At 65.0% G+C, this 21,157-nt stretch carries 15 protein-coding genes; 9 read left to right on the top strand and 6 right to left on the bottom strand.

The features are described 5' to 3' along the window. Positions 1–5 precede the first annotated feature (5 nt). Together ACHMXA_RS28305 and ACHMXA_RS28300 are read right to left on the bottom strand one after the other, a co-directional pair. Entirely contained in the window at positions 6–1,025 is a 1,020-nt protein-coding gene (locus tag ACHMXA_RS28305; protein WP_395317226.1) for a phage major capsid protein, P2 family, read from the bottom strand. 61 nt (positions 1,026–1,086) lie between these two features. Beyond that, positions 1,087–1,929: a GPO family capsid scaffolding protein gene (locus ACHMXA_RS28300; protein ID WP_395317225.1), complete on the bottom strand. Its 843-nt coding sequence runs from the start codon at positions 1,927–1,929 to the stop codon at positions 1,087–1,089. Between the two features lie 165 nt (positions 1,930–2,094). Here ACHMXA_RS28300 and ACHMXA_RS28295 point away from each other — a divergent pair, with 165 nt between their 5' ends. Continuing rightward, positions 2,095–4,005 (top strand): terminase large subunit domain-containing protein, encoded by a 1,911-nt coding sequence (locus ACHMXA_RS28295; protein WP_395317224.1) that lies wholly within the window; start codon positions 2,095–2,097, stop codon positions 4,003–4,005. Then, positions 4,002–5,069 (top strand): phage portal protein, encoded by a 1,068-nt coding sequence (locus tag ACHMXA_RS28290; RefSeq protein ID WP_395317223.1) that lies wholly within the window; start codon positions 4,002–4,004, stop codon positions 5,067–5,069. Before ACHMXA_RS28295 ends, ACHMXA_RS28290 begins: the two co-directional genes overlap by 4 nt. Before the next feature lie 108 nt (positions 5,070–5,177). Here ACHMXA_RS28290 and ACHMXA_RS28285 read toward each other — a convergent pair whose 3' ends face one another. From ACHMXA_RS28285 to ACHMXA_RS28270, 4 genes are all read right to left on the bottom strand, one after another. Then, positions 5,178–6,794 carry a beta-propeller fold lactonase family protein gene (locus tag ACHMXA_RS28285; protein ID WP_126182947.1) on the bottom strand — a complete coding sequence of 539 codons (1,617 nt, stop codon included), beginning with the start codon at positions 6,792–6,794 and terminating at the stop codon, positions 5,178–5,180. A gap of 314 nt (positions 6,795–7,108) precedes the next feature. Continuing rightward, positions 7,109–7,768: an Eco29kI family restriction endonuclease gene (locus ACHMXA_RS28280; RefSeq protein WP_395317222.1), complete on the bottom strand. Its 660-nt coding sequence runs from the start codon at positions 7,766–7,768 to the stop codon at positions 7,109–7,111. Further along, a complete protein-coding gene (locus ACHMXA_RS28275) occupies positions 7,765–8,979 on the bottom strand; it encodes a DNA cytosine methyltransferase (protein WP_395321399.1) in 1,215 nt (404 codons plus the stop codon). The genes ACHMXA_RS28280 and ACHMXA_RS28275 overlap by 4 nt, the downstream gene beginning before the upstream one ends. Further along, complete coding sequence (locus ACHMXA_RS28270; protein ID WP_395317221.1) at positions 8,979–9,401, bottom strand: very short patch repair endonuclease; 423 nt, start codon at positions 9,399–9,401, stop codon at positions 8,979–8,981. Before ACHMXA_RS28270 ends, ACHMXA_RS28275 begins: the two co-directional genes overlap by 1 nt. A gap of 263 nt (positions 9,402–9,664) precedes the next feature. On the opposite strand from ACHMXA_RS28270, the gene ACHMXA_RS28265 reads away from it, so the two are divergent. The 7 genes from ACHMXA_RS28265 (at position 9,665) to ACHMXA_RS28235 (ending at position 21,049) form a co-directional block, all read left to right on the top strand. Next, positions 9,665–10,528, top strand: coding sequence for an FRG domain-containing protein (locus ACHMXA_RS28265; RefSeq protein WP_395317220.1), 864 nt, complete (start codon positions 9,665–9,667; stop codon positions 10,526–10,528). Between the two features lies 1 nt (position 10,529). Next, positions 10,530–11,633, top strand: a complete 1,104-nt coding sequence (locus tag ACHMXA_RS28260; protein ID WP_395317219.1) for a DUF262 domain-containing protein — start codon at positions 10,530–10,532, stop codon at positions 11,631–11,633. Between the two features lie 929 nt (positions 11,634–12,562). Continuing rightward, positions 12,563–13,981 carry an EAL domain-containing protein gene (locus ACHMXA_RS28255; protein WP_395317218.1) on the top strand — a complete coding sequence of 473 codons (1,419 nt, stop codon included), beginning with the start codon at positions 12,563–12,565 and terminating at the stop codon, positions 13,979–13,981. A gap of 2 nt (positions 13,982–13,983) precedes the next feature. Further along, complete coding sequence (locus ACHMXA_RS28250) at positions 13,984–14,268, top strand: hypothetical protein (protein WP_395317217.1); 285 nt, start codon at positions 13,984–13,986, stop codon at positions 14,266–14,268. A 52-nt stretch (positions 14,269–14,320) separates the two neighbouring features. Further along, positions 14,321–14,863, top strand: a complete 543-nt coding sequence (locus ACHMXA_RS28245) for a hypothetical protein (protein WP_395317216.1) — start codon at positions 14,321–14,323, stop codon at positions 14,861–14,863. A gap of 27 nt (positions 14,864–14,890) precedes the next feature. Beyond that, entirely contained in the window at positions 14,891–16,294 is a 1,404-nt protein-coding gene (locus ACHMXA_RS28240; RefSeq protein ID WP_395317215.1) for a CsgG/HfaB family protein, read from the top strand. A 102-nt stretch (positions 16,295–16,396) separates the two neighbouring features. Beyond that, a complete protein-coding gene (locus tag ACHMXA_RS28235) occupies positions 16,397–21,049 on the top strand; it encodes a beta strand repeat-containing protein (RefSeq protein ID WP_395317214.1) in 4,653 nt (1,550 codons plus the stop codon). Positions 21,050–21,157: the final 108 nt, after the last annotated feature.

Raw genomic sequence — 21,157 nt, 5'->3', positions numbered from 1 at the left:
CGGGCCTAGTTGGCGAGTTCGATGTTTTCCACGAGGGCCGCGCGGCCGTAGTCCTCGACGACATAGGCGTCGTTCGAAGATTCGTAGTTCTCGATCTGGTCGCGCTCGGGCACGTCCTTGATGTTTCGGCGACGTGCATCGCGCTGCCAGTACAGGGACAGGTTGGACAGGGTCGTCACCATCACCTTGCCGGCAGGGAAGAAGGGCACGGTGACGGCCTGCAGGCCGCCCACGCGCTTCTGGCTGATGATGATGTCGGCGGCCAGAGACTCGGTCGGCGGCTGGTCCTTGTTGACCAGCGGGAAGTACTTGTCGTGCATCAGCCCGCGGCCGACGACGGCGACGAGGTCCGGGTCTTCCTGATACCACGGGTCCAGCAGCGTGATGGCGTCGTACACGACTGCATCGAGGTTGGCGTAGTCGCTGGTCGCCTTGTCTGCGCCGACGATGACCTTGCCGGCCTGCTTGCTGCCCTGGGCGAGCACGTTCTCCGGCGCGTGCTCGCGCATGTGCTGCAGCCAGCCCTTGTTCACGTCCTGCAGCAGCGGGTTCGCGGCGAGGTCTGTGGTGGCGGCGATGCTGGTGCCGTTGAAGCCGATGCAGATGCGGTCGAGCGCCTGGCGCCGGATGATGGCGTCTCGCAGCAGGGTCTGGAAGTTGGGGAAGCCGGCCCAGGCGTCGAGCTGCGCATAGCGGATGGCAGTGTCGAAGTTGGTCTGCACGCAGCGGTACTGGTTGTCGTCGAGCGCTGCGAGGTTGCGCGGCTTGCGCGTGCCGTTGCCGCTGGTGTCGGTGCGGCTGGCCACCGGACCGCTCACACCGACGCCGACCTTGGCGGCAATCTGCTCGGTGACGCCGATGACGTTGATGCGCTGCAGGAACGCACTCGATTCCTGCATCTTCGATTCGAGGGTCTGTTGTACGCGCGGCTCGACGTTGAATTTCTGAACGACGCTCGCGACTCCGTTGAGGGTGGCCAGCTGAGAGAAGTAGGCGTCAATGGCCTGGCGAGTTTCTTTACGCATGGTGTGTGCTGCCTGTGTGGTGTTGCGGATGAGGTGCTTGCTTGCGGTTGGTCGATTTGGCTCAGCAGTCGGTCTTCGTGGTGCCGTTGCCGCCTGTGGCCAGCGGGCGAGTGGTGCCGGTCGGCGTGGTGTCGAGGACGGAGTACTTGGCCTTCAAGTCGGCTACGGTGGTCTGCAGGTCGCCGATGGTCTTGTCGCGAGCGGACAACTTCTGTTCGGTGGCGGTGACGTGGGCCGCGAAGGCGTCGCCGATCTGCTCGAAGCCTTCCGCGATGGCGGCGAAGCGCGCATCGTCGGTGGCGGTCTTCGCGCCGAACTTCGCCAGGGCGCCCGCGACGGCCGCGCGGAACTTGGCCAGGGCGCCTTCGTCGGGCGTGTCCTCGAATTCGAGGGTGAACTCTTCGGCGGCGGTGAAGAGGTCGTCGGGCTTGTCCTTGCGCGCGGAGAAGGGATTGGCGCTCGGGTTCTTGGCAGCGAACTCCAGCATTTCGGTGCCGAGGCTCGCAGGGTTGTCGGTGACGGCCAGGCCGACGAGATAGGCCTTCTCGCTGTCGGCGAAGCGCGGCCGGACTTCCATCGACGAGTAGATCTTCTGGCGCTTCTTGTTGAGGTCGATCAGCTCATCGGTGGGGGAGATCTGCGCGAAGAGGGCGAGCTTCTTGACGCCGCCGATCTCGACTTCGCCCGTCTTCACAGCGGTGACATCGCCATAGGCGCGGAAGTCGCTGTTCGGGCTGTAGCCGCGCATGTGCTCGATGTTGACGCGGGCGCCGTAGACGTTCGGGTCGTAGCTGGCGGCGATCTGTTCCAGCATCGCACGGTCGATGACGCGGCCGTCGCTGGTCGCGCCTTCGACGGCGACGCGGAAGAACTTGGAGACCGGCTTCTTTGCGGGTGTGGACATTGGTTGGCTCGCTGCTGGTTGAACGGGGAATCGCGTGGTGTTCGCGATGCGGTGAGCCAATGGTGTCGGTGCGTCCGTCCGCTCTCAAGCCGCTGCGCATGTGGCAGCGGCGGGCACTGTTGGACGTGGTGGCGATGCTTCGCGCGCGCGGGCAACCTCGGCGGCATGCCCCTGAAATCCGCTGCGTCCGGCCGCACTCGCCGGACTGTTTCTGTCGCTGCGAAGAAGTCCGCGTCGCACCAGCGTGGACGGGCTTCGAACGTCGCCAAAGCGGCGGCGCCTGCTGCCGATGTGGCCAGCGTCGCGAGCACTGCGGCGGGCCAGATTGCCACGTTGACGCCGCAGGCGCAACCCCGCACCGCGGCGCGGTTCCTCGCTTGGACGGGCTGGAAGGTCAAGCAGATCGCGGAGCACCTGGGCGTGCCGGCGTCGACGGTCTACGGCTGGAAGGAGGCCGACAAGTGGGATGACGCGCAGCCGCTCGACCGAGTGAACGGCGCGCTCGAAGTGCGGCTCATCCAGCTGATTCTGAAGACCGAGAAGACCGGCGGCGACTACAAGGAAATCGACCTGCTCGGCCGCCAACTGGAGCGCACCGCCCGCGTCGAGAAGTACCAGCAGACGGGGCGCGAGGGCGACCTGAATCCGAACATCGCGGCGCGCAACGCAGCGCCGAAGCGCAAGCCCAAACGCAACGAGTTCAACGAAGACCAGATCGCGCTGCTCGAATCGAAGTTGCGCGAGTCGAACTTCCCGTTCCATCAGGCATGGTTCGATCAGCAGTATCAGCGGCTGCGCGCGATCCTGAAGTCGCGGCAGATCGGCGCGACGTTCTATTTCTCGCGCGAGGCGCTGCTATCGGCCGCGAAGGAGGGGCGCAACAAGCTCTTTCTGTCGGCCTCGAAGGCGCAGGCCCACCAGTTCCGAAGCTACATCGTGGATTTCGCGAAAGAGGTCGATGTCGACCTCAAGGGCGAGAACATCAAGCTTTGGAACGGCGCCGAGCTGATCTTCCTGGGCACGAACGCGATGACGGCCCAGTCGTATCACGGCGACTTCTACTTCGATGAGTTCTTTTGGGTTCCGCGCTTTCGCATGATCAACAAGCTGGCGAGCGCCATGGCCTCGCACAAGCACTGGCGCAAGACCTACTTCTCGACGCCGTCGGCGATGTCGCACGAGGCCTATGGCTTCTGGACCGGCGACGACAGGAACAAGGGCCGCGCCAAGAAAGACCACGTCCGTATTGACACGACGCACAAGGCGTTGCGCGGCGGGGCGTTGGGTCTCGACCGGAAGTGGCGCGACATCGTCACGGTGGAAGACGCTGTGGCGCTGGGCTTCGATCTCTTCGACATCGCCGAGCTGCGCGAGGAATACAGCGTCGACGAGTTCGCGAACCTGTTCATGTGCCAGTTCATCGACGACAGCCTTTCGCTGTTCACGCTGGCGCAGATGCAAGCCTGCATGGTCGACAGCTGGGAGACGTGGAGCGATGTCAAGCCGCTATGGCTTCGGCCCTATGCGCATCACCCTGTGTGGATCGGCTATGACCCTTCGGACAAGGGCGATGCGGCGGCGCTGGTGGTCGTGGCGCCGCCGCGGGTGCCCGGCGGCAAGTTCCGCATCCTGCACAGAGAGCAGTTCAAGGGCTCCGACTTCGAGGCCCAGGCCGAGGCGATCCGGCGCGTCACGCAGCAATACAACGTCGTGCACATCGGCATCGACAAGACGGGCCTTGGCGCCGGCGTTTTCCAGATCGTGGAGAAGTTCTTCCCCCAGGTGAAGGGCTACCAGTACAGCATCGAGGTGAAGCAACGCCTCGTGCTGAAGGCGCAGCAGGTGATTCACAAGGGCAGGCTCGAATTCGATGCCGGGTGGACCGACATCGCAGCCTCCTTCATGGCCATCAAACGCGTGCTCACGGCCAGCGGCCGGAATGTGACCTACGACTCGGGCCGCTCGGAAGAGACAGGGCACGCGGATCTTGCGTGGGCAACGATGCACGCGCTCGATAACGAAACACTCGCCGGCGACGTCGTCGGCGGTAGCTCTCGCATGGAGATTTTTGGATGAGTAAACGCAAGGGCACCCACGCCCACCGATTGACGCACGCCGCATCGTTGGCTAACGCTGACGCAGCGGGTGCGAACCTGATGGCACAGCCGGGCGGCGGCGCCGTCGCGGCTTTCAGCTTCGGCGACCCCGAGCCGGTGAGCCGCATTCAGCTGCTCGACTACGTCGAGAGCATGTTCAACGGCCGTTGGTACGAGCCGCCGCTTCCATGGGAAGGGCTGGCGAGCGCGTTCCGGGCGTCGCCGCACCACGGCTCCGCGATCTTCCTGAAGCGCAATCTGCTTAAGACGATGTTCATCCCGCACCCACGGCTGTCGAGCGCGACATTCGGCGCGATGGCGCTGGATTTCTTGGTCTTCGGCAATGCATACGTCGAGCAGCCGCGCGCCGCAACGGGCCGGCCGCTGGCGCTGCAGCACGCGCTGGCCAAATTCACGCGGCGCGGGGAAGAGGAAGGCCGCTACTTCTTCGTGCGTGGCTGGCATCAGGAGCACGAGTTCCCCGCTGGCTCGGTTTTCCATCTGCGTGAAGACGATGTCAATCAGGAGGTCTATGGCCTGCCCGAGTACATCAGCGCGCTGCAGTCGGCCTGGCTCAACGAGTCGGCCACGATGTTCCGGCGCAAGTACTACGCGAACGGCTCGCATGCGGGCTTCATCCTGTACCTGTCGGATGCGCAGGTCAGCACCACCGACGCGGACGCGTTGCGCGAGGCGCTGAAGGGGGCGAAGGGGCCGGGCAATTTCCGGAATCTGTTCCTGCATGCGCCTGGTGGCAAGTCCGATGGCCTGAAGCTGATCCCCGTTAGCGAGGTGGCTGCGAAGGACGACTTCGCGGCGATCAAGAACGTGAGCAAGGACGACGTGCTCGCCGCCCACCGCGTGCCGCCGGGCCTGCTCGGCATCGTGCCGACCAACGCCGGCGGGTTCGGCAATGCGCCGGACGCGCTGGGGGTGTTCATCGACAACGAGATCCGGCCGCTGATGCAGCGCTTTCGCGAGCTCAACGAGTGGGCAGGGGAGGAACTGGTGCGGTTCCTCGTGCCGGAGCGGAAGGCCGCGTAAGGCCAGTGAACCTACGCGCTCAGAGACTCGGGGTGCCTTCCTACGATTGCACGGTTGCGACTAGCGGCGTATGGGAGAGGCCCAATGTCTCCTGATCCAGAGTGCGAGCTACTTGGCGAGCGCGAAGAACTGCGGCCGGTTGGCTCCGGCCGCGTGCACGGTTTGCAGAGCGAGCGCGCCGGTGCTCCGGTCGATCGTAAAGACCGAGATCGTGTTGTCGCCCTGGTTCGCCGTATAGGCGAACCGGCCTGTGCGATCCACGGTGACGGAGTTGGGCGTGTTGGCGCCGACGGAGAACGGCTGGCCCGGTACGGCCGTCAGCGCGCCGGTTCGTGGGTTGATGGCGTAGGCCGAGACGTTGTGGGAATTCCTGTTCGCAACGTACACGAAGCGACCGGTCGGATCGATGGCCATGCCAAAGGGCGTGTTACCGGAGGGCACCGAGCCGATCGAAGTCAACGCGCCTGTGGTTTGGTCAATGGAATAAGCGCGCAGGGTGCCGGGGTTGTTGCCAGTGCTCACGTAGGCGAAACGGCCGCTGGGTTCAGCCGCGACGTCGACGATGCCGCTGACTGGCAGCGCAACCGACGCGGGTGGCGAGATCGGAACGCCGGTGCCCTGATCCAAGCGGAACACCTCGATGGACGCGCCGTTGGGCACGAACGCGAATCGCCCCTCGGGATCGAAACCTAACTTGCGACTGTTGCCGCCGGCCACGGCCACGGCCGTGCTGCCGTCGAGGTCGCCGGTGGTGGCGTCGATATTGAGCCGATGGATCTGCCCATCGCCGATCACGTAGGCAAAACGTCCCTTGGGTTCGACGCCGACAAAAACCGGGCTCGTGCCGACGCCGGTGGTCAGATTGAGATTCTGCGACAGCGTGCCGGCGGGGTCGATGGTGGATTGAGTGACGCCTTCGGTCCCGACGTAGACGCTGGTGTAGAGCTTTTTCCCCGAGGGATGCGCGGTCACGTGCTGGGGCGTGCCTGCCAAGGGGTACGCAGTGGCTGCTGACAAGCTGCCATCCGGAGAAACGGTGTATGCAGTCAGACTGTTCGATCCCTCATTGGCCGCAAAGCCGAAACGGTCGGCTCCGGCCTCCGAGCAATTGACCGTCACCGAGCTCACCGCCGCCCCCGCCACCGTTCCGAAGGCCTGTTTCGCAACACAGACCTGCAGCGCCGTGGGCTGCGTCTTCACGGTCACGCCGTACTCGGCACCGTCGTCCAGCGAAGAAGCGAAGCTGAAGCTCCCGTCGGCGGCTACGGCCAGGTCGTCACCTGCGTTGTTCTGCAGCACCAGCCCGCTGCCTGCCAGGCCGGTGACGGTGCCGCCGACAGTGAACTTCAGCGCGCCCGCTGGCGGCGCAGGGGGAGGCGGCGGCGGCGGTGGCGGGGGTGGCGGCGGCGCGTCGCCTACGCCGCTGTTGGCCGGAGGAAAGGGACCAAAGGAGAAGCCTCCGCCTCCACCGCCGCCGCACGATGTAAGCATCAAGGGCACGGCGATGGCCAGGGCGAGGCTCAGGCGGGTGCGACAGGGCAGTGGCGGCATTTCTTTTACTTTAGGAAACAAATGTGGCGGCGATGTTATCGGGACGCGCTGCCATTTGCACGCCCCGCGGCTGGCCGCCACTTCGTGCCAGATGCTGTCGAATTCAGCCACTTCGTCCAGCGTCGCACCGCCGTGGTGGTTTGGATGACGCAGATTCGCGCAGATGGCCTCCAAACACGACTTGTTCGCTCAAAGGTCCCCTTGCCCTTGCCTTGGGCCGCTCGACCTCTCCATGGGGCTGCCACGGGCCTCGTAGCGATCCCGCCGCCTCCACGACCGTCCCCCCGACGCGGGCCGCCCGTCCCCGCCGGCGCGCGGTCTAGCCCCCACCGAGCCTGCTCGCTTCGGGTTGCGATTTTTACGAGACGGTTGGCAGGCTGCGGGGGCGCGGCAACGCTGGGCTGGGGTGGCAGGCCCGAGGGCGTTTCTGTTGCCCGTTTTTACGGAATCGGCCGCCGATGTGCGCTGGAGCTAGGGGGCCCGAGCCCTTAGTCGGAGCGCCCCAGGAAATGGGCGGATTGCGGCAGCACGGTGGAAGCCAAATACGTGCGGATATCGCGGAGAACCTCCGCGTCGGTCTCCGGCCTTACCTTGCATTTCTCAGCCCATGCACGGCCCGGGTGAATTAAATCCCAGCGCGGCCGCAGGCCTTCATAACGGCCCTTGCCCGGATCATGATTGCCAAAACCCTCGACGAAAAGATTCCACAGTGGGGAGAACTTCGCGATCATCAGCGACTCCCCTAGCGGGATCCAGATCTCGTCAACCACCAGGTAGCGGCAGGAGAAATCCTCAATTGACAGCGTTTTGGTGGCCGTCACCGACTCAGCGTGTTCGATAAGCCGATTAAACAGTGCCTTCGAGCGCGTTGGGTCCGCCATTACCTTGCCCTTTCGAGCGCCTTGAGGAACGGCCTTACCCACGTATATCGGGATGATCGGGTCTTTCCTATCTGCCTTGTTGGGTTCCGAAATCGGGCTGTAGGCCTCGAAGTCACCGTGGTAGTAGATGGCGTAGATGCCAGTCCCCATGAACGGCTTGATTCGGCCGAGCGGATGGGCCGGCTGACTCACCAGAGCCTCGGCCACGCTTGCGCCGAGGTTCTTCTTGTCCAGCGGGTTGAACGGAATGATCTCGGCGGTCGTCACGCGGCCGCCTTTGCGTCACCACGTCCGAAGGAAAGACGACGGCCTTGCGATTCAAGTAGAGCTTGGCCTACCGAGGAAGCCACCAAACGCCCTAAGGCGACCGGCACGGCGTTGCCGAGCTGGCGCATCGTCTCAGACCACGAGCCATGGAATACATAGCCGTCGGGGAACGTTTGAATGCGGGCCGTCTCACGAGCCGTGAAATAGCGCACTGACCCATCAGCTAGCACCATCATATTTTCGCCGCCTGGCACACCGTGGTCTCCCGCCTTTATGGTCTTGGCAGGCTGATCGAGCGGGCTGCCCGTGTGGCCTGGGTACGACTTGGCTCCGGCTTGAAAGCGGTGGTCACGGAACTCTCGCGCTGCCCGTGACTGCGGATCTGGTAGACCGGCGATCGCGTCACGCACAGTACGCCAAGGCAGTTCGCGAGGTGGGTTGTCGGCCAGTCGGCGAATGCGGGTCACGAGCTTCTCTGGCATGGTGGGCCGGTCCTTCTTGGGAATGCCGTGGCGTTCCCAATAATCTCCGGTCACCCACTGCGCGAACAGCAACGCATCCTCGCTATGTGTGGCATCGGGGAAGTGCCAGTCGATGTCGAGATCAGAACGCGTACCCACGATAAAAACGCGTTCGCGTTTCTGCGGGACACCGTAGTCGGCGGCGTTCACCAGCGTGGAGGTGACGTTGTACGTTAGGCCAGTTCCGTGCATTCGACCGGAAGTCTTTTCGGTCTGCAGCCGCATGAAGTGGTCGAACCACGTTTCAGTCTTCCGGCGTGGCGCCTCGGGAAACTCCAGCTGCAGCTTGATGTAGTCGAAATAGTTCGCGAAGGTCGAGCGTGTCAACCCCTTCACGTTCTCGAGGATGAAGGTCTTCGGGCGAAGCTGTCGCACGATCTGCACCGTCGGGGGAAACATGTCCCGCTTATCGTCGTGAGCTTGGTGCTTGCCGCCCATTGAGAAAGGCTGGCAGGGAGGTCCCCCAGCGAGCAGCTCAATATCTTGCGGGAGAGAAGACCAGTCAACATCGCGCACGTCGCCCTCGCGCAAGGGCCAATGCTCCACTAAGGGATATCCCCGGCGCTGGTTCTCGCGAACGGTATCGCAGGCCCACTTATCCCACTCTACGACCGCGAGAGACTCGAAACCGGCGAGGCTTACTCCCATGGCCAAGCCACCGGCACCCGCATAGAGCTCAACCGCGCGCATCATTCCGCATCTTTCTCGTCATTCAAAAAACCTTCCAATCTAGACGCGAGGGCCTCGAGATCGCGCAGCTCGCATTCCCACACGATCATCGCACTCCAACCCTGCTGCGCAAGTGCCGCCAACTTACGTTGATCGCGAGCTTGGTTGCCGTTGAGCTTTGTAGACCAGAAATCGATCCTGGACTTGGGCATGCGGGCAAGCCGGCAACCTTCATGTCGATGCCAAAAACACCCGTGCACGAAGATCACTTTCCGCTTTCGCGGAAACACGAGATCGGGTGAGCCAGGCAGCTTCTTGTCGTGAAGGCGATATCGATACCCACGAGAATGAAGCAGTCGTCGCACAACTAGTTCCGGCTTGGTGTCTCGGCCACGAACGCGCGCCATGCGCTCCGATCGTTGCTTCGGAGTGAGCGTGTCCATGCTTCTAGATTCTAGAGGGTGCCGGCGACCCTGCGGGCGCTCTCGATCGGCACGAAAAGGTTCGCCGAGCCAGCGATTCGGGACCGCTTTTCCCTGCGTAGCGTGCGTCGGCTGATCTAGCACAATGTGTGCTTCGAAGAAAAACCAGAGGTGGAGATGAACAACGAGCAATCGCGACCTACAGTCGCTGTGGAGCGACGCAACCCTGCTCTCACGAAGACCTTGCGTGGCCATCCTGGCAAAACTTCGACGTCGAGGTTCTGATGAGCAAGCCAAAAACGATAACTATTAGCACTCTTGCTGAGTTTGCTAAAAACACCGAGCAGCTAGTTGAAAAAACGATAGTAGCCGGAGGCACGTTTCAAGGTCACTGGTATCGGGGTGTTGGAAGTGTCGCACATGAACTAGCGCCTAGTCTGTTCAGACACCCAACCCACACGAATATTGAAGACCTTATAAAGGTTGAAGCGAAGATGCTGGAGGATTTTCGGCGGCAAGCCGTTTTGATGCCAAACGAATTATCCGGGCTGGATGATGACAACGATTTAAGAACACTCGTCTACATGCAGCACTACGGCGTCCCCACCCGCTTGCTGGATTGGACAAACAACCCGTTTATTGCCCTCTATTTCGCGCTAACGTCGGCTCGCGTGGATGCCTCCGGTGCATTTTCGAATGATGCCGCTATATGGGTGTTGAATCCTGTGAAGTGGAATAGTGTGGCACTTTCGCATGCGAGTCATGGTGATTCCGGTGCACTTTCATCGCGAAACGCTGTAAAAGGCTACGGGCCTAAAAAACTGTTTGTAGGGGACCAGTTAGAGCCTAATGCACTTAAATCGCTCAACGAACAATGCGCATGCTGTTTGGGTATCGCAAATAACGCGAGAATGTTTGCGCAACGAGGTGTGTTTACTGTATTTGGTCGTGATACTTCACCTATGGAAAAGCAGTTTGAGAAATTCAAACACCCTCCGGAGTCGTTGATAAGATTTGTGATACCGAAAGACAAAATTGGGTCGCTTCTAACATTGTTATTACATCTCGGATATACGGACTCGGTCGCATATCCTGATATGCATGGATTGGCAATGGAAATCAAACGCCTGCGCGGATTCAGGATGTAACATGCTTAAAGTAACCCCACACGAACCCAAGAACCTGCGTTGGTGGTATGAGCAATACCTCAATAAAAAAATAGATATGAATCCGTCCTACCAGCGGAAGGCGGATATCTGGAGCAAGTGGAAGCGTGGACATCTCATTGACTCGGTGCTCAACGATTTCGATATACCGAAATTTTATGTTGCCAACTTCTCTGTGGGGATCTCGCAGAAGTTAAATGAGCACAGAAATGCGTATGCGATGATTGACGGGAAGCAGCGCATGGGTGCGGTATTTGGGTTTTTTGCTGACCAATTTAGGCTCAATCCGTCGTGTGTTTTGGATGACGATCCTTCAATTAAGCTTGGGGGGATGTTATATAGTGATTTGGTTAGCAGATTTCCGGCGATAGCTGAGAAGATTGATGAATATGTTCCGACGGTCATGAGTGTGACTGCGGATTCCAAGCACAGGGTGGAAGAACTATTTGTCCGTTTGAATATGGGTGAAGCGGCAACGGGCGCCGAACGCAGGAACGCGATGGGCGGGCCGGTCCCGATGATTACCAGGGAATTGAGCTTGCATCCTTTCTTTGTAAATAAAGTTAAGTTCAACAAGACGAGAATGCAGGAGCACAACCTTATTGTGAAACTGCTCCTTTTCGAATTCAAGGATGGTTTCTCTGATACCAAAGCAAAAAATCTGGACGATTTCGCTAGTGCTGCGGCCAAGTGGTTTGATGCGCAGAACGAAGAGAAGGTGCAAGATTCAGCGAATAATCCATACTATGCCGCTCGCGACAAGGTTTATGAAGTTTTGGAAGTGTTGAATAGGGAGTTTGTAGAGAGCGATACGCTACTAACTCGCCAAGGAGAAATTCCAATTTACTATTGGATGGCACGAGAAGAGCCCACCTGGGCCAATGAGTTGCGCGATTTTGTTTTGCATTTTACGGATGAATTGCTGGAGAACATGCGCCAACAAAGGAGTAATGCAAACGCGGGCACTTCGGAGCTAAATAGTTATTACCTGGCGTCAAGGAGTACCAACGATCAGGCCAGTCTGGAGTTGCGTTTTAAGATTTTTAAGAAGCGGTTTTCGGAGTACAGACGGCCTAGGCGGCGGTAGATGCGAGCGTGCGTTTTTTACTGAGCGTTGGTTGGTTGTCGAGGCGGGCTTCCCTACGGTTTCGGGAGCCGTAAGTCTGGGACTGCTGATTCGAGACCTCTGCTGCGCGCCTTGATCGGTCTCCCACTGTTCGTTGTTGGCCTGTGGGATGGCCGGTTGGAATCGATGGCTCTCTAAAAGGTCGCATGGCTACTAGATTCTCGGGGGACACACTCTCCGCCAAGATCAATCTTGGAAGTTTTAAAAGTCCCGCGCAGTCCCTGCGACGGGACTTTTTTCATCCCGCCGCAATGACTGGCAGACCTGCAGCAGCTTCGTCGCCCCGATCCACCAGGAATGGCGGCGGAGCCGGCCGGAAGCCGAGCCACTCACCGCGCCCGGCGACGATCCTGGCACCTCCCATATTGATGTGAGCAGTAGTCGCATCTTTCGCACCAGCTGCTGACAAATGTGAACTGGCACACATCCGCGATCCGAAAGCGAATGCCAAGAGCTACTGCGATCCGTAGTATTCATTTTGTTTCAAAGACATACTACGGAGCTTGCACGTGATGACCCGCATACCCTCGTTCTTCCGAACGTACGAGCCGCTCGATGCGGTTCGTGGGCATGCCGCACGAGCGCGTGGCCCCGTCACATCGAAGGCCGCGACCATGAAGCCCGACTCCTAGTTTTCTCGTTGCAGTGACGCGCATCGCGGCGATCCGTGGAGATCCGCCGCGAACCGTGCGACTGCCTCCAGCGCCCCGACAACTGCTTGCCGATGACCCTTGCGAGGGCTCGTGCATGGCGGCTTGCGCTCGTGCGCTGGCTTCCGGGTTTCGATTTTTTTGTCTCGCGCCGCGGCGCGGGATGGAGAACCGTTGCCGCAACACGAGCGGCCGGTCTTCCCTTACTGGGTTCGAGATGATTTTTCGATCGAGGATGCAATGGCTGCTATCTCAGCACTGACCGCCTGGCCCTCAGGCGCGCACCGGCCCGCTGCGCGGGCCCTGCGTGCTTCGACGGGGGTGTGCCTGCACGACTCGCGCGCCGAGCCCGCCGCGGGCGCCGCGAGCGTCGCGCAAGCCTTCGCCGCGCCCGTGGGCCGTGCGGCGGCGCGCAGGGCCTGCGCCTTCGTGTTCGTCGCGAACCTTCCGCTCCTCGCGGAAGCATACGGACAGGATTTCGCGTCGGCCGCGAGCCTGGAGATCCAGCGCCGGCTCTGCGCCAACTTCGTCGTGTCCCCGTCGTCCGACATGGCCAGGCTGCGGGACGATTGCTTCCTGCTCTGGCACAACGAAGCCTTCGAGTGCGGGATCTTCGAAGGCCGTGCGCCGAGCGAGTTTCCCCGCACGATGCGGCGCGCGAGCCGCTCCATCGAGGCCTTGCTCGCGGTGCTGGGCGCCGAGCCCGTGCGTGCCGGCGGCATCGCCGCGCTGGTGCAGCTGCACGCGGACTGGATCGACGTATGCCCGCCCGGGCAGCTCGGTTCCTCCGAGATCGAACTGGCGCTGTGGACCGCCCAGCCCTTTCCCGAGGCGCACGAGACCCGCGCCGACGGCTGGCGCCAGCTCTATCGGGCCGACATGGACGTCGCCGTGCGCCTGAGCGAGGCCACGCGCGCCGAGGAGCTGTCGTTCTCGTGGCGGCCGGTCGTGCAGCCAGGCAGCGCCGCGACAGTGCTCTACCGCGAAGGCCGCGCGCGCATCGCGTCGGGCCAGGGCGAAGCGGGCCTGCTCGAGCCCGAGGTGTTCATGCCCTGCCTGCAGCGGCTGGGCCTCACGCGAGCGTTCGACCGCACGGTCATGCGGCATGCCGTCGCCGCATTGCGGATGCAGCCTTCCGCGCATGTCGGCGTGAGCATCTCGGCGCAGGGCGTGCGGGTCGACCACTGGTGGGCCTCGCTGCTCGCGGTGCTCGACAAGGAGCCCGCGCTGGCTTCGCGGCTGGTGATCGAGATCGTCGACAGCGCAGCGCTGCCCGACTTCGAGGCCGCGAGGGACTTCTGCGTGCAGCTGCAGCTGCGCGGCTGCCGCATCGCCATCCGCGGCTTCGGCAGCGGCGCCGACAACCTCGCGGCCGTCCGGGCCTGCAGGCCGGACATCGTCAAGCTCGATGCAGCCCTGCTGCGCCGCGCACGCGGGAGCGCATTCGGCCGCGAGAGCCTGCGCGACATGCTGTCGCTGTGCGCGCATCTCGCGCCGCATGTGGTCGTCGACGGCATCGAGCGCGACGACGACCTGCACATCGCGTCGCAGGCCGGCGCGCAGTGGATGCAGGGCTTCGGCGTGCGAGGCGCGGAGAGGCACGCGCGCGTCGGCTCTCCCGTCGGCGGCGATGCCTGTGGCCGCACGGAGGCGGACTGACCATGAGCCCGCTGACCACCGACATCCAGCTGCGCCTCGCGCGCCTGAGCACCGACCTTCTCCTGCTGCAGCGCGCAGTACAGGACCTGATGCACGAGTGCGCCCCGCAGCCTCCCGGCATGAGCGAGGGCGACCTGATCGCCGCCGCCCAGTACCGCGCGCTGGAGGCCGCGCTGCACGCGCCCGACAGACCGGCCAAGCCAGCCGCCGAGGAAGGCGCCGAGCTGCTCGCGTGGCCCGGCTTCACCGAGCCGGCGCCCATGCGAAGGGCGGCGATGCGCGCGTGACCGCGTCGCGCATCGGGCCCGAACTTCTCCCATTTCGTTTCGTAGGACTTTCATGCTTATCCAGATCACCCGGGTTTCCAGGACCACGCGCGCCGCGCTGTTCGGCCTGCTCGCCGCCACCGGCGCATGCGCGCTGGCCAACAACGTCGGAGAGAACGCCGCGTGGCAGTTCCAGACCTCCGCCGACAAGGCCAACCAGGCGGCGGTGCAGGACATGATCCAGCGCAAGAAGGCCGGCTCCTACGGCGCGGCCAACTACACCACCAACAACTACGTCGGCCGCCAGTACAACTGCGACGTCACCTCGACCGCGCAGGGCAACCAGGGCACCAACAGCACCACGGCCAACTCGCCCGGCACCAGCGGCGCGTCGGCCAACTCCACCGGCAACTCGAGCACCGGCATCGGCGGCACTGGCACGGTGAGCACCGGCCAGGCCAACAGCGGCACGGTCGGCTCGGCCGTGATCGGCTCCACCACCAGCAACGTGCAGGGCTGGTCGAGCCAGGCCCTGAATTCCAACCAGACCAACACCGGCAGCCAGAGCGCAAGCATCAGCGGCAGCTCGGCCTGCGCCTTCGGCGCGCTCAACTGACCACTCAACCGACAGAGAAGCAAGGGAATGACCACATTCGAATCGATCCGCGCGCTGCCGCGCGGAAAAGCCGCATCGCGCGCACTGGCTGCGTCCGCCGCCGTCATGAGCCTGGCAGGCTGCGTCGTCGCGCCGCAGCAGCAGATGGCGCCCAAGGAGGCACCGGTGGTGCTCGGCCCGGCCGTGCGCCAGAACGTCACGCCCATGGAGGCGGTGCTCGCCTGCTTCGGCGACCACGTGGCCGCCACCCAGCGCCCGCCCTTCGTCATCACCGTGGGCGACGTGAAGGACTACACCGGCAAATACAGCATCAACGAAGGCAACGCCATCACGCAGGGCGGCGCGCTGATGGTGTATTCGGCACTGGGCAAGCTCGGCGGCGCGGTGCAGGTGGCCGAGCGCTTCGACCCGGTCATCGCCGAGCGCGAGCTGGGCTATGCGGACCGCCGCCAGCTCGGCGACGGCCGCACGCACCAGCTCGCCGGTCCGGGCGGCGGGCAGGCCGTGCCGTGGCTGCCGTACTTCGGCGGCACCATCAACAAGTCCGACTACTTCATCGTGGGCGGCATCACCGAGCTCAACTACAACATCAACTCCGGCGGCGCCGAGATCGGCGTGAACCAGGTGGGCGTGAAGGCGCGCACCTTCAGCCAGTCGGTGGGCATAGACCTGCGCATCGTCGACACCAAGACGCTGATGATCGTGAAGACCGTCAGCCTCACGAAGCAGTTCAACGGCTACGAGGTCGGCTTCAACGTCTTCCGCTTCTTCGGCAGCAAGCTCTACGACATCGACGTCGGCGCCAAGGGCCAGGAGCCGGTGCAGATGGGCGTGCGCGCCGCGCTGGAAGAGGGCGTGGTGCGCCTGGTGGCCGCGGTCGCCAAGGTCGACCCCAACCCCTGCCTGGGCATGCGCATGACCGAGGACCTGCGCCTCACGCCCGCCGAGGAACTGCGCAAGGTGTCCAACCCGCTCGTCGATTCGGCCGGCGCCGTCGTGCTGCAGGGTGAAGCCGTCAACGCGGCCAGCCAGACCGGCGCGAGCCTCACGGGCTCGAGCGTGCAGATCCCCTTCGAGTTCGGCGCGGCCGCGCTCACGGGCGGCACGCTGAATCTCCTCGACCAGATCGCGGCGGCCGCCGCCAAGGCGCCCACCGAGGTCGTGCTGGTCGCGCGCGACACCGAGAACTGGGACGCCGGCAAGCGCGACATGCTGACCGACCAGCGTATCGGCGTGGTCACCACGGCGCTCGCGTCGCGCGGCCTGGCGCCCGGCGGCATCAGCGTCACATGGCGCCCGGACAAGGCGGATACGTCGATTCATCGCGATGGCCCCGGCCTGCAGGAGATCGCAAAGCTCCGTGTCCAGGGTGCGGTGAGGGGTGGACCGGCCCGTCCGGTCCGTGAGGAGAACGCAACCGAAGGGAAGTAACCGGGACACACAAGGCCTTCATCGCAGCAAACAACGGCAATCCGCCGATCCGCAATCCATCCAGTCAGTCAGTCCTACTTTCAGATCCATCAAAGGAACGTCATGCAGAAGAATCGCAAGAACCCGGGCCGCCGCGCCAACGGCGCACCGCTCAACAGCATCGGCATGGCCGTGCTGGCCACGCTCGTGGCCAGCGGCGCGCAGGCCGCCGAAACGGTCGTCACGCCTGTGGCCGCCAACACCACGGCCTACCAGAGCGTGCAGTCGGTGCAGGACAAGACGCTGCCGGTGAACGCCACGGCCGCCGGCACCACCATAGACATCACGACCGCCGGCCCGCAGACCGGCAACAGCAACACGGTCACGCAGAACGCGGTGAAGGCAAGCGCCACGGGCAACGCCTTCGTGAATGCGGTCGACCTCTCGCTGACCGGCGGCACGGGCGCGACGCCCGCCGAAGGCGCGGCCTCACTAGGCGTGCAGACCAACAGCGGCGCCGTCTCCAGCCTCGCCACCGGCAACACGGTGACGGTCGATCTCGACGGCTTCTCGAGCGGCGGCGCCGCCAACACCAACAACACGCTCGCGGCGAGCACCACGCTCAACAGCGGCTCGTCGACCATCTCGGGCGCGGTGCCCGTGGACTACGCCTCTGCCAACCCGGGCTCGGTCTCGCTGGCCTACACACCCGCCGGCGGCAGCGCGACGGCCCAGGGCAGCCTGGTCGTCAGCTCCGTGCAGCAGGCCACCGGCGCGGCTTCGTCCGCGTCGGCCAGCGGCAACAACCTGGCGCTCACGCTGACGGCACCCGGCACCAACGCGGTCGACGCCGCACCGGCGCTCGACGGCAACACGGTCTCCGCGACGCTCAAGGGCAACGCGGCCAACAGCACGGCCAGCATCCAGGCCGGCGGCGCGCCGGCCTTCACCGGCTCGGCCGTCGTCGCGAACCAGCAGCTGAACCAGTCGGCCACCCCCGTCACGCACACGGCCTCGGCCAACGGCAACTCCATCATCGCTTCCATCGGCAGCGACGCCGCGGGCAGCACCAACACGCTGCAAGGCGGGCTGTCCGTGCAGGGCAACACCATCTCCAGCAGCGCCACCGGCAACGAAGCCCTCGGCACCACCACCGGCACGGCCGGCAACCGCATCGTGCTGGCGGACGGCGTGTCGGTCGCCGGCTCCGGCGGTGCCGCCTCCAACACCAGCACCTACAACGCGGGCAGCCTGTCGAGCACGGTCGCGGCCGACCTGCTCGTGTCGAACAGCCAGGGCAACGTGGGCGTCTCGCTCAGCGCGGCCACGCAGGCCTCGGGCATCATCGCGGGCGTGCAGTCGGTCGACGGCGGCGCCGTCACCGTCGCGAACAACGCGACCACCGCCTCGGCGACCGGCAATGCCGCGTCGAGCGCGATCCTCGGCGGCAAGGACGCCGCCTCGTTCACCGCCACTGCGGCACTGGCCAACCAGCAGAGCAACTACAACGGCGGCGTGAACGCCATTGCGGGCCCGAACGTAATCGCCGCAATCACCGGCAGCGAGGACGGCACCAACAACGCCAGCACGGTCTCCGTGACGGGCAACCGCTCCGCCGCGACGGCCTACGGCAGCAGCGCGAGCCAGAGCCTCGCGCTCCAGGCGAACGCGCTGCCGCTGTCCGGCGCCAACGTCACGCTCGCCGGCGGCAGCCTGCCCGACGGGAACGTCACGGCCGCCGGCGCGGCCACGATGACGAACCTGCAGGGCAGCTACTCCGCCCCCGTCAGCGCCCAGACCGTGGGCTCCATCGTCGGCCTGGCGGCCGATTCGCGCGGCACCGGCGGCGACACCATCCACGGCAGCAGCTTCACCGTGGGCAGCAACACGCAGGAAGCCGTGGCGGTGAGCAACGGCGCGAACAACGCGCTGTCGCTGACCGGCACCACTGTCGGCTCGGGCGCAGGCGTGGCGAGCGTGCAGGTCGTGGACCAGGGCTCGCCGGTCAACGCGGTCCTGGCGGGCTCGGTGGCGGGCGCCTACCTCGGCACCCACACCACCGACAGCGCCGTCGCGCTGGCGAACAACCTGCAGCGCGCGGTGGCGTACGGCAACTCGGGCGCGAACAGCCTGAACGTGTCGGCCAACAGCGCGAGCGTACCGGTCTCGGAAGCGCCCGCCTCGGTGGCGACGCCCCTGGGCGGCACGGCCAGCGTCAATGCCGCCTACGGCGTGCTGAGCAACCAGTCAGTGTCCGGCGACGTCTCGGCAGTGGCGGACGGCCGCGGTGTCGGGCCGGTCGGCGCGCAGACGGTGCTGATCGAAGGCAACGTCACCCGCAGCACCGTCTCGAACCAGGGCAATGCCTTCGTCGGCGCCGCCTACGGCAACGATGCCTCCAACGCCGCCAAGCTGGCGCTGGGCACCGGCGCCACGGTTGCCGGCGCGGCATCGGTGGGCAACGTGACCAGCGTGCAGAACGTGAACGGCTCGGCCATCACCGCATCGGTGCCGGGCGGCAACGTGGTCTCCACGGCGATCGAGGACAACGTCGTGGCATCGACGGTCGCGACCTCCGGCAACCAGCTGCAGGCCCTGGCCTACGGCAACCGCGCGAGCGGCAACACCCTCGACGTGTCGGGCAACACGCTGGCCACCGTCACCGAACAGCCGCGCGCCGTGGCCGTCGGCGCCAACGCGACGACCGATGCGGCCTTCAGCGTGCAGAGCGTGCAGAACGGTTCGGGCAGCCTGAGCGCCTCGCTGCGCGACGGCTCCGTCCAGGGCGTGGGCGCCTCGCAGATCCGCACGCAGATCGGTGGCGACGTCACCGCCTCCAGCGTGGTGTCGAACGGCAACAGCGCCAGCGCCGCAGCCACGAGCAACAGCGCCGTCAACGGCCTGACGCTCGCGGGCAACAGCCTGTCGACCTCCAGCGCGGTGCAGAACGTGCAGACGACCAGCGCCGCGATCGAGGCACTGGCGGGCCAGGCCGGAACGCCGGGCACGCCCGCGTCGCCCTCGGCGCCCTTCAGCTACAGCGCGCACGTGATCGACACCGACGTACTCGGCGGCAACACCGTCGGCAACACCACGACGATCACCAGCGGCGAGCTGGGCGTGCAGATCGCCAGCCTCACGCAGGCCCAGATCAACTACCTGACCGCCAACGGCTGGAGCGCCGGCAGCGGCAACACGGCCGGCATGCTGACCGCGCCCGCGTCCATCCTGGGCCCGGTCTCGGTCGCGACCTACAGCCAGCTGCAGACCGGCTCCGCGGTGCCGTTCGACGCCACAATCCCGGGCACGCCGGCCGTGGCCGCGATTGCGAACCGCGGCGGCGTGACGGTGGCCGTGGCCGGCAACGTCACCGGCTCGCAGCTCGCCGTGACAGGCAACAGCAGCAGCGCGGCCGTCACCGGCAACAGCGCCACCAACAGCGCCTCGGTCACCGGCAACACCATCGCCTCGGGCGGCGCGACCACGGCCAGCGCGAGCGGCCTGGCCGGCGGCACCACCGGTGCGCTGGCCGACCACACGGTGTCGAACGTGCAGCAGGTCACGGCCGGGCAGGCGCTGTCGACCAGCGTCTACGGCACCTTCGCCGTAGACGCTGCCGCGGGCGCAGCCATCTCGGGCTCCGCGCTGAGCGTTTCCGACAACAGCCAGCGCGGCACCGCCGTGGCGAACACCGCGGCCAACAGCCTGAGCCTGAGCGGCACCAACGTCGCGAGCACCTCGGCGCTGTCGTCGGCGCAGTCGGGCAACGCGGCCGTCTCGGCGGCCTCGGATCTCGAGCTTTACGCGCCGGGCGCGGTCTCGGCATCGTCGGTGGACCTGTCGCGCAACAAGAACACGTCGCTGGGCGTGATCAACGACGTGACCAACACCCTGAGCGTGAAGGCCTCCAACCTGACGCCTGCCGGCGCCACGGGCAACGCGATGCTGGTGTCCGGCTCGGCCACCGGCGACCACGTGCTGAACAACGCACAGTTCGCGTCCACCTCGGTGAGCAGCACCGCCACCACGCGCCTGTACAACCAGGACCAGACGGCCTCGGCCACGACGGGCCTGGTCAACAGCACCGCGACGATCAGCGGCAACAGCACGACCGCCGAAGCCTCGGCCAACCGTGCCGACAACAGCGTGGCGCTCAACGGCACCGCGGCACAGGGCGCGAGCGCGGGCCTGAACAACCTGCAGCTCAGCAGCGCGGCCGTGACGGCCAGCGCCTCGACCTCGGCCACGTTCAAGCTCGAAGGCACCAGCCCGGCCACGCCGGCGGCTCTGAACAGCGGCATCACGGTCGACGGCAACAGCACCACGGCGCTGGCACGCGGCAACGCGGCCACCAATGTGCTGAACGTGTCGGCGGGCAGCGGTTATGCCGCCGCGGCAGCGGTTGCGGGCAGCACCTCGGGCGGCGTCACGCAGGCCACTGCGGCATTGCTCAATACGCAGAGCAACAGCGGAAGCGTGTCGGCCAGCGCCACGGGCACGTACCAGGTCGCGCTCAACGGCGTGACCGGGGGGCACCGCTGCCGGCCTGACGAACGGCACCGCCGCGCTGACGGACAACACCGTCGCGGCGCAGGCCTACGGCAACACGGCGACCAACGCCGTGACCGTCGCGGCCACGGTGGCGAACCGCCCGACGGTGGCGGTGGCGAACTACCAGACCAACAGCGGCGCCATCGTCGCGACGGCGACCGGCGTGAACTACGGCACGGGCATCACCGGCGCCACCACCGGCAGCACGCTGCGCGCGGCCGGTAACCAGGTGACGGCGACCGCGGTGGGCAACTCCGCCGTGTCGACCATCGCCTCGGCGCGCTGAGCGGCGCGCCATCCATGCCCCGGCGAGCGCCCGTGCGCCCGCCGGGG

The organism is Variovorax sp. UC74_104, assembly GCF_044055375.1.
In the GTDB taxonomy this organism is placed as follows: domain Bacteria; phylum Pseudomonadota; class Gammaproteobacteria; order Burkholderiales; family Burkholderiaceae_C; genus Variovorax.
Note: the sequence above shows the minus strand (reverse complement) of the source record. Positions and strands in the feature narration are given on the sequence as shown.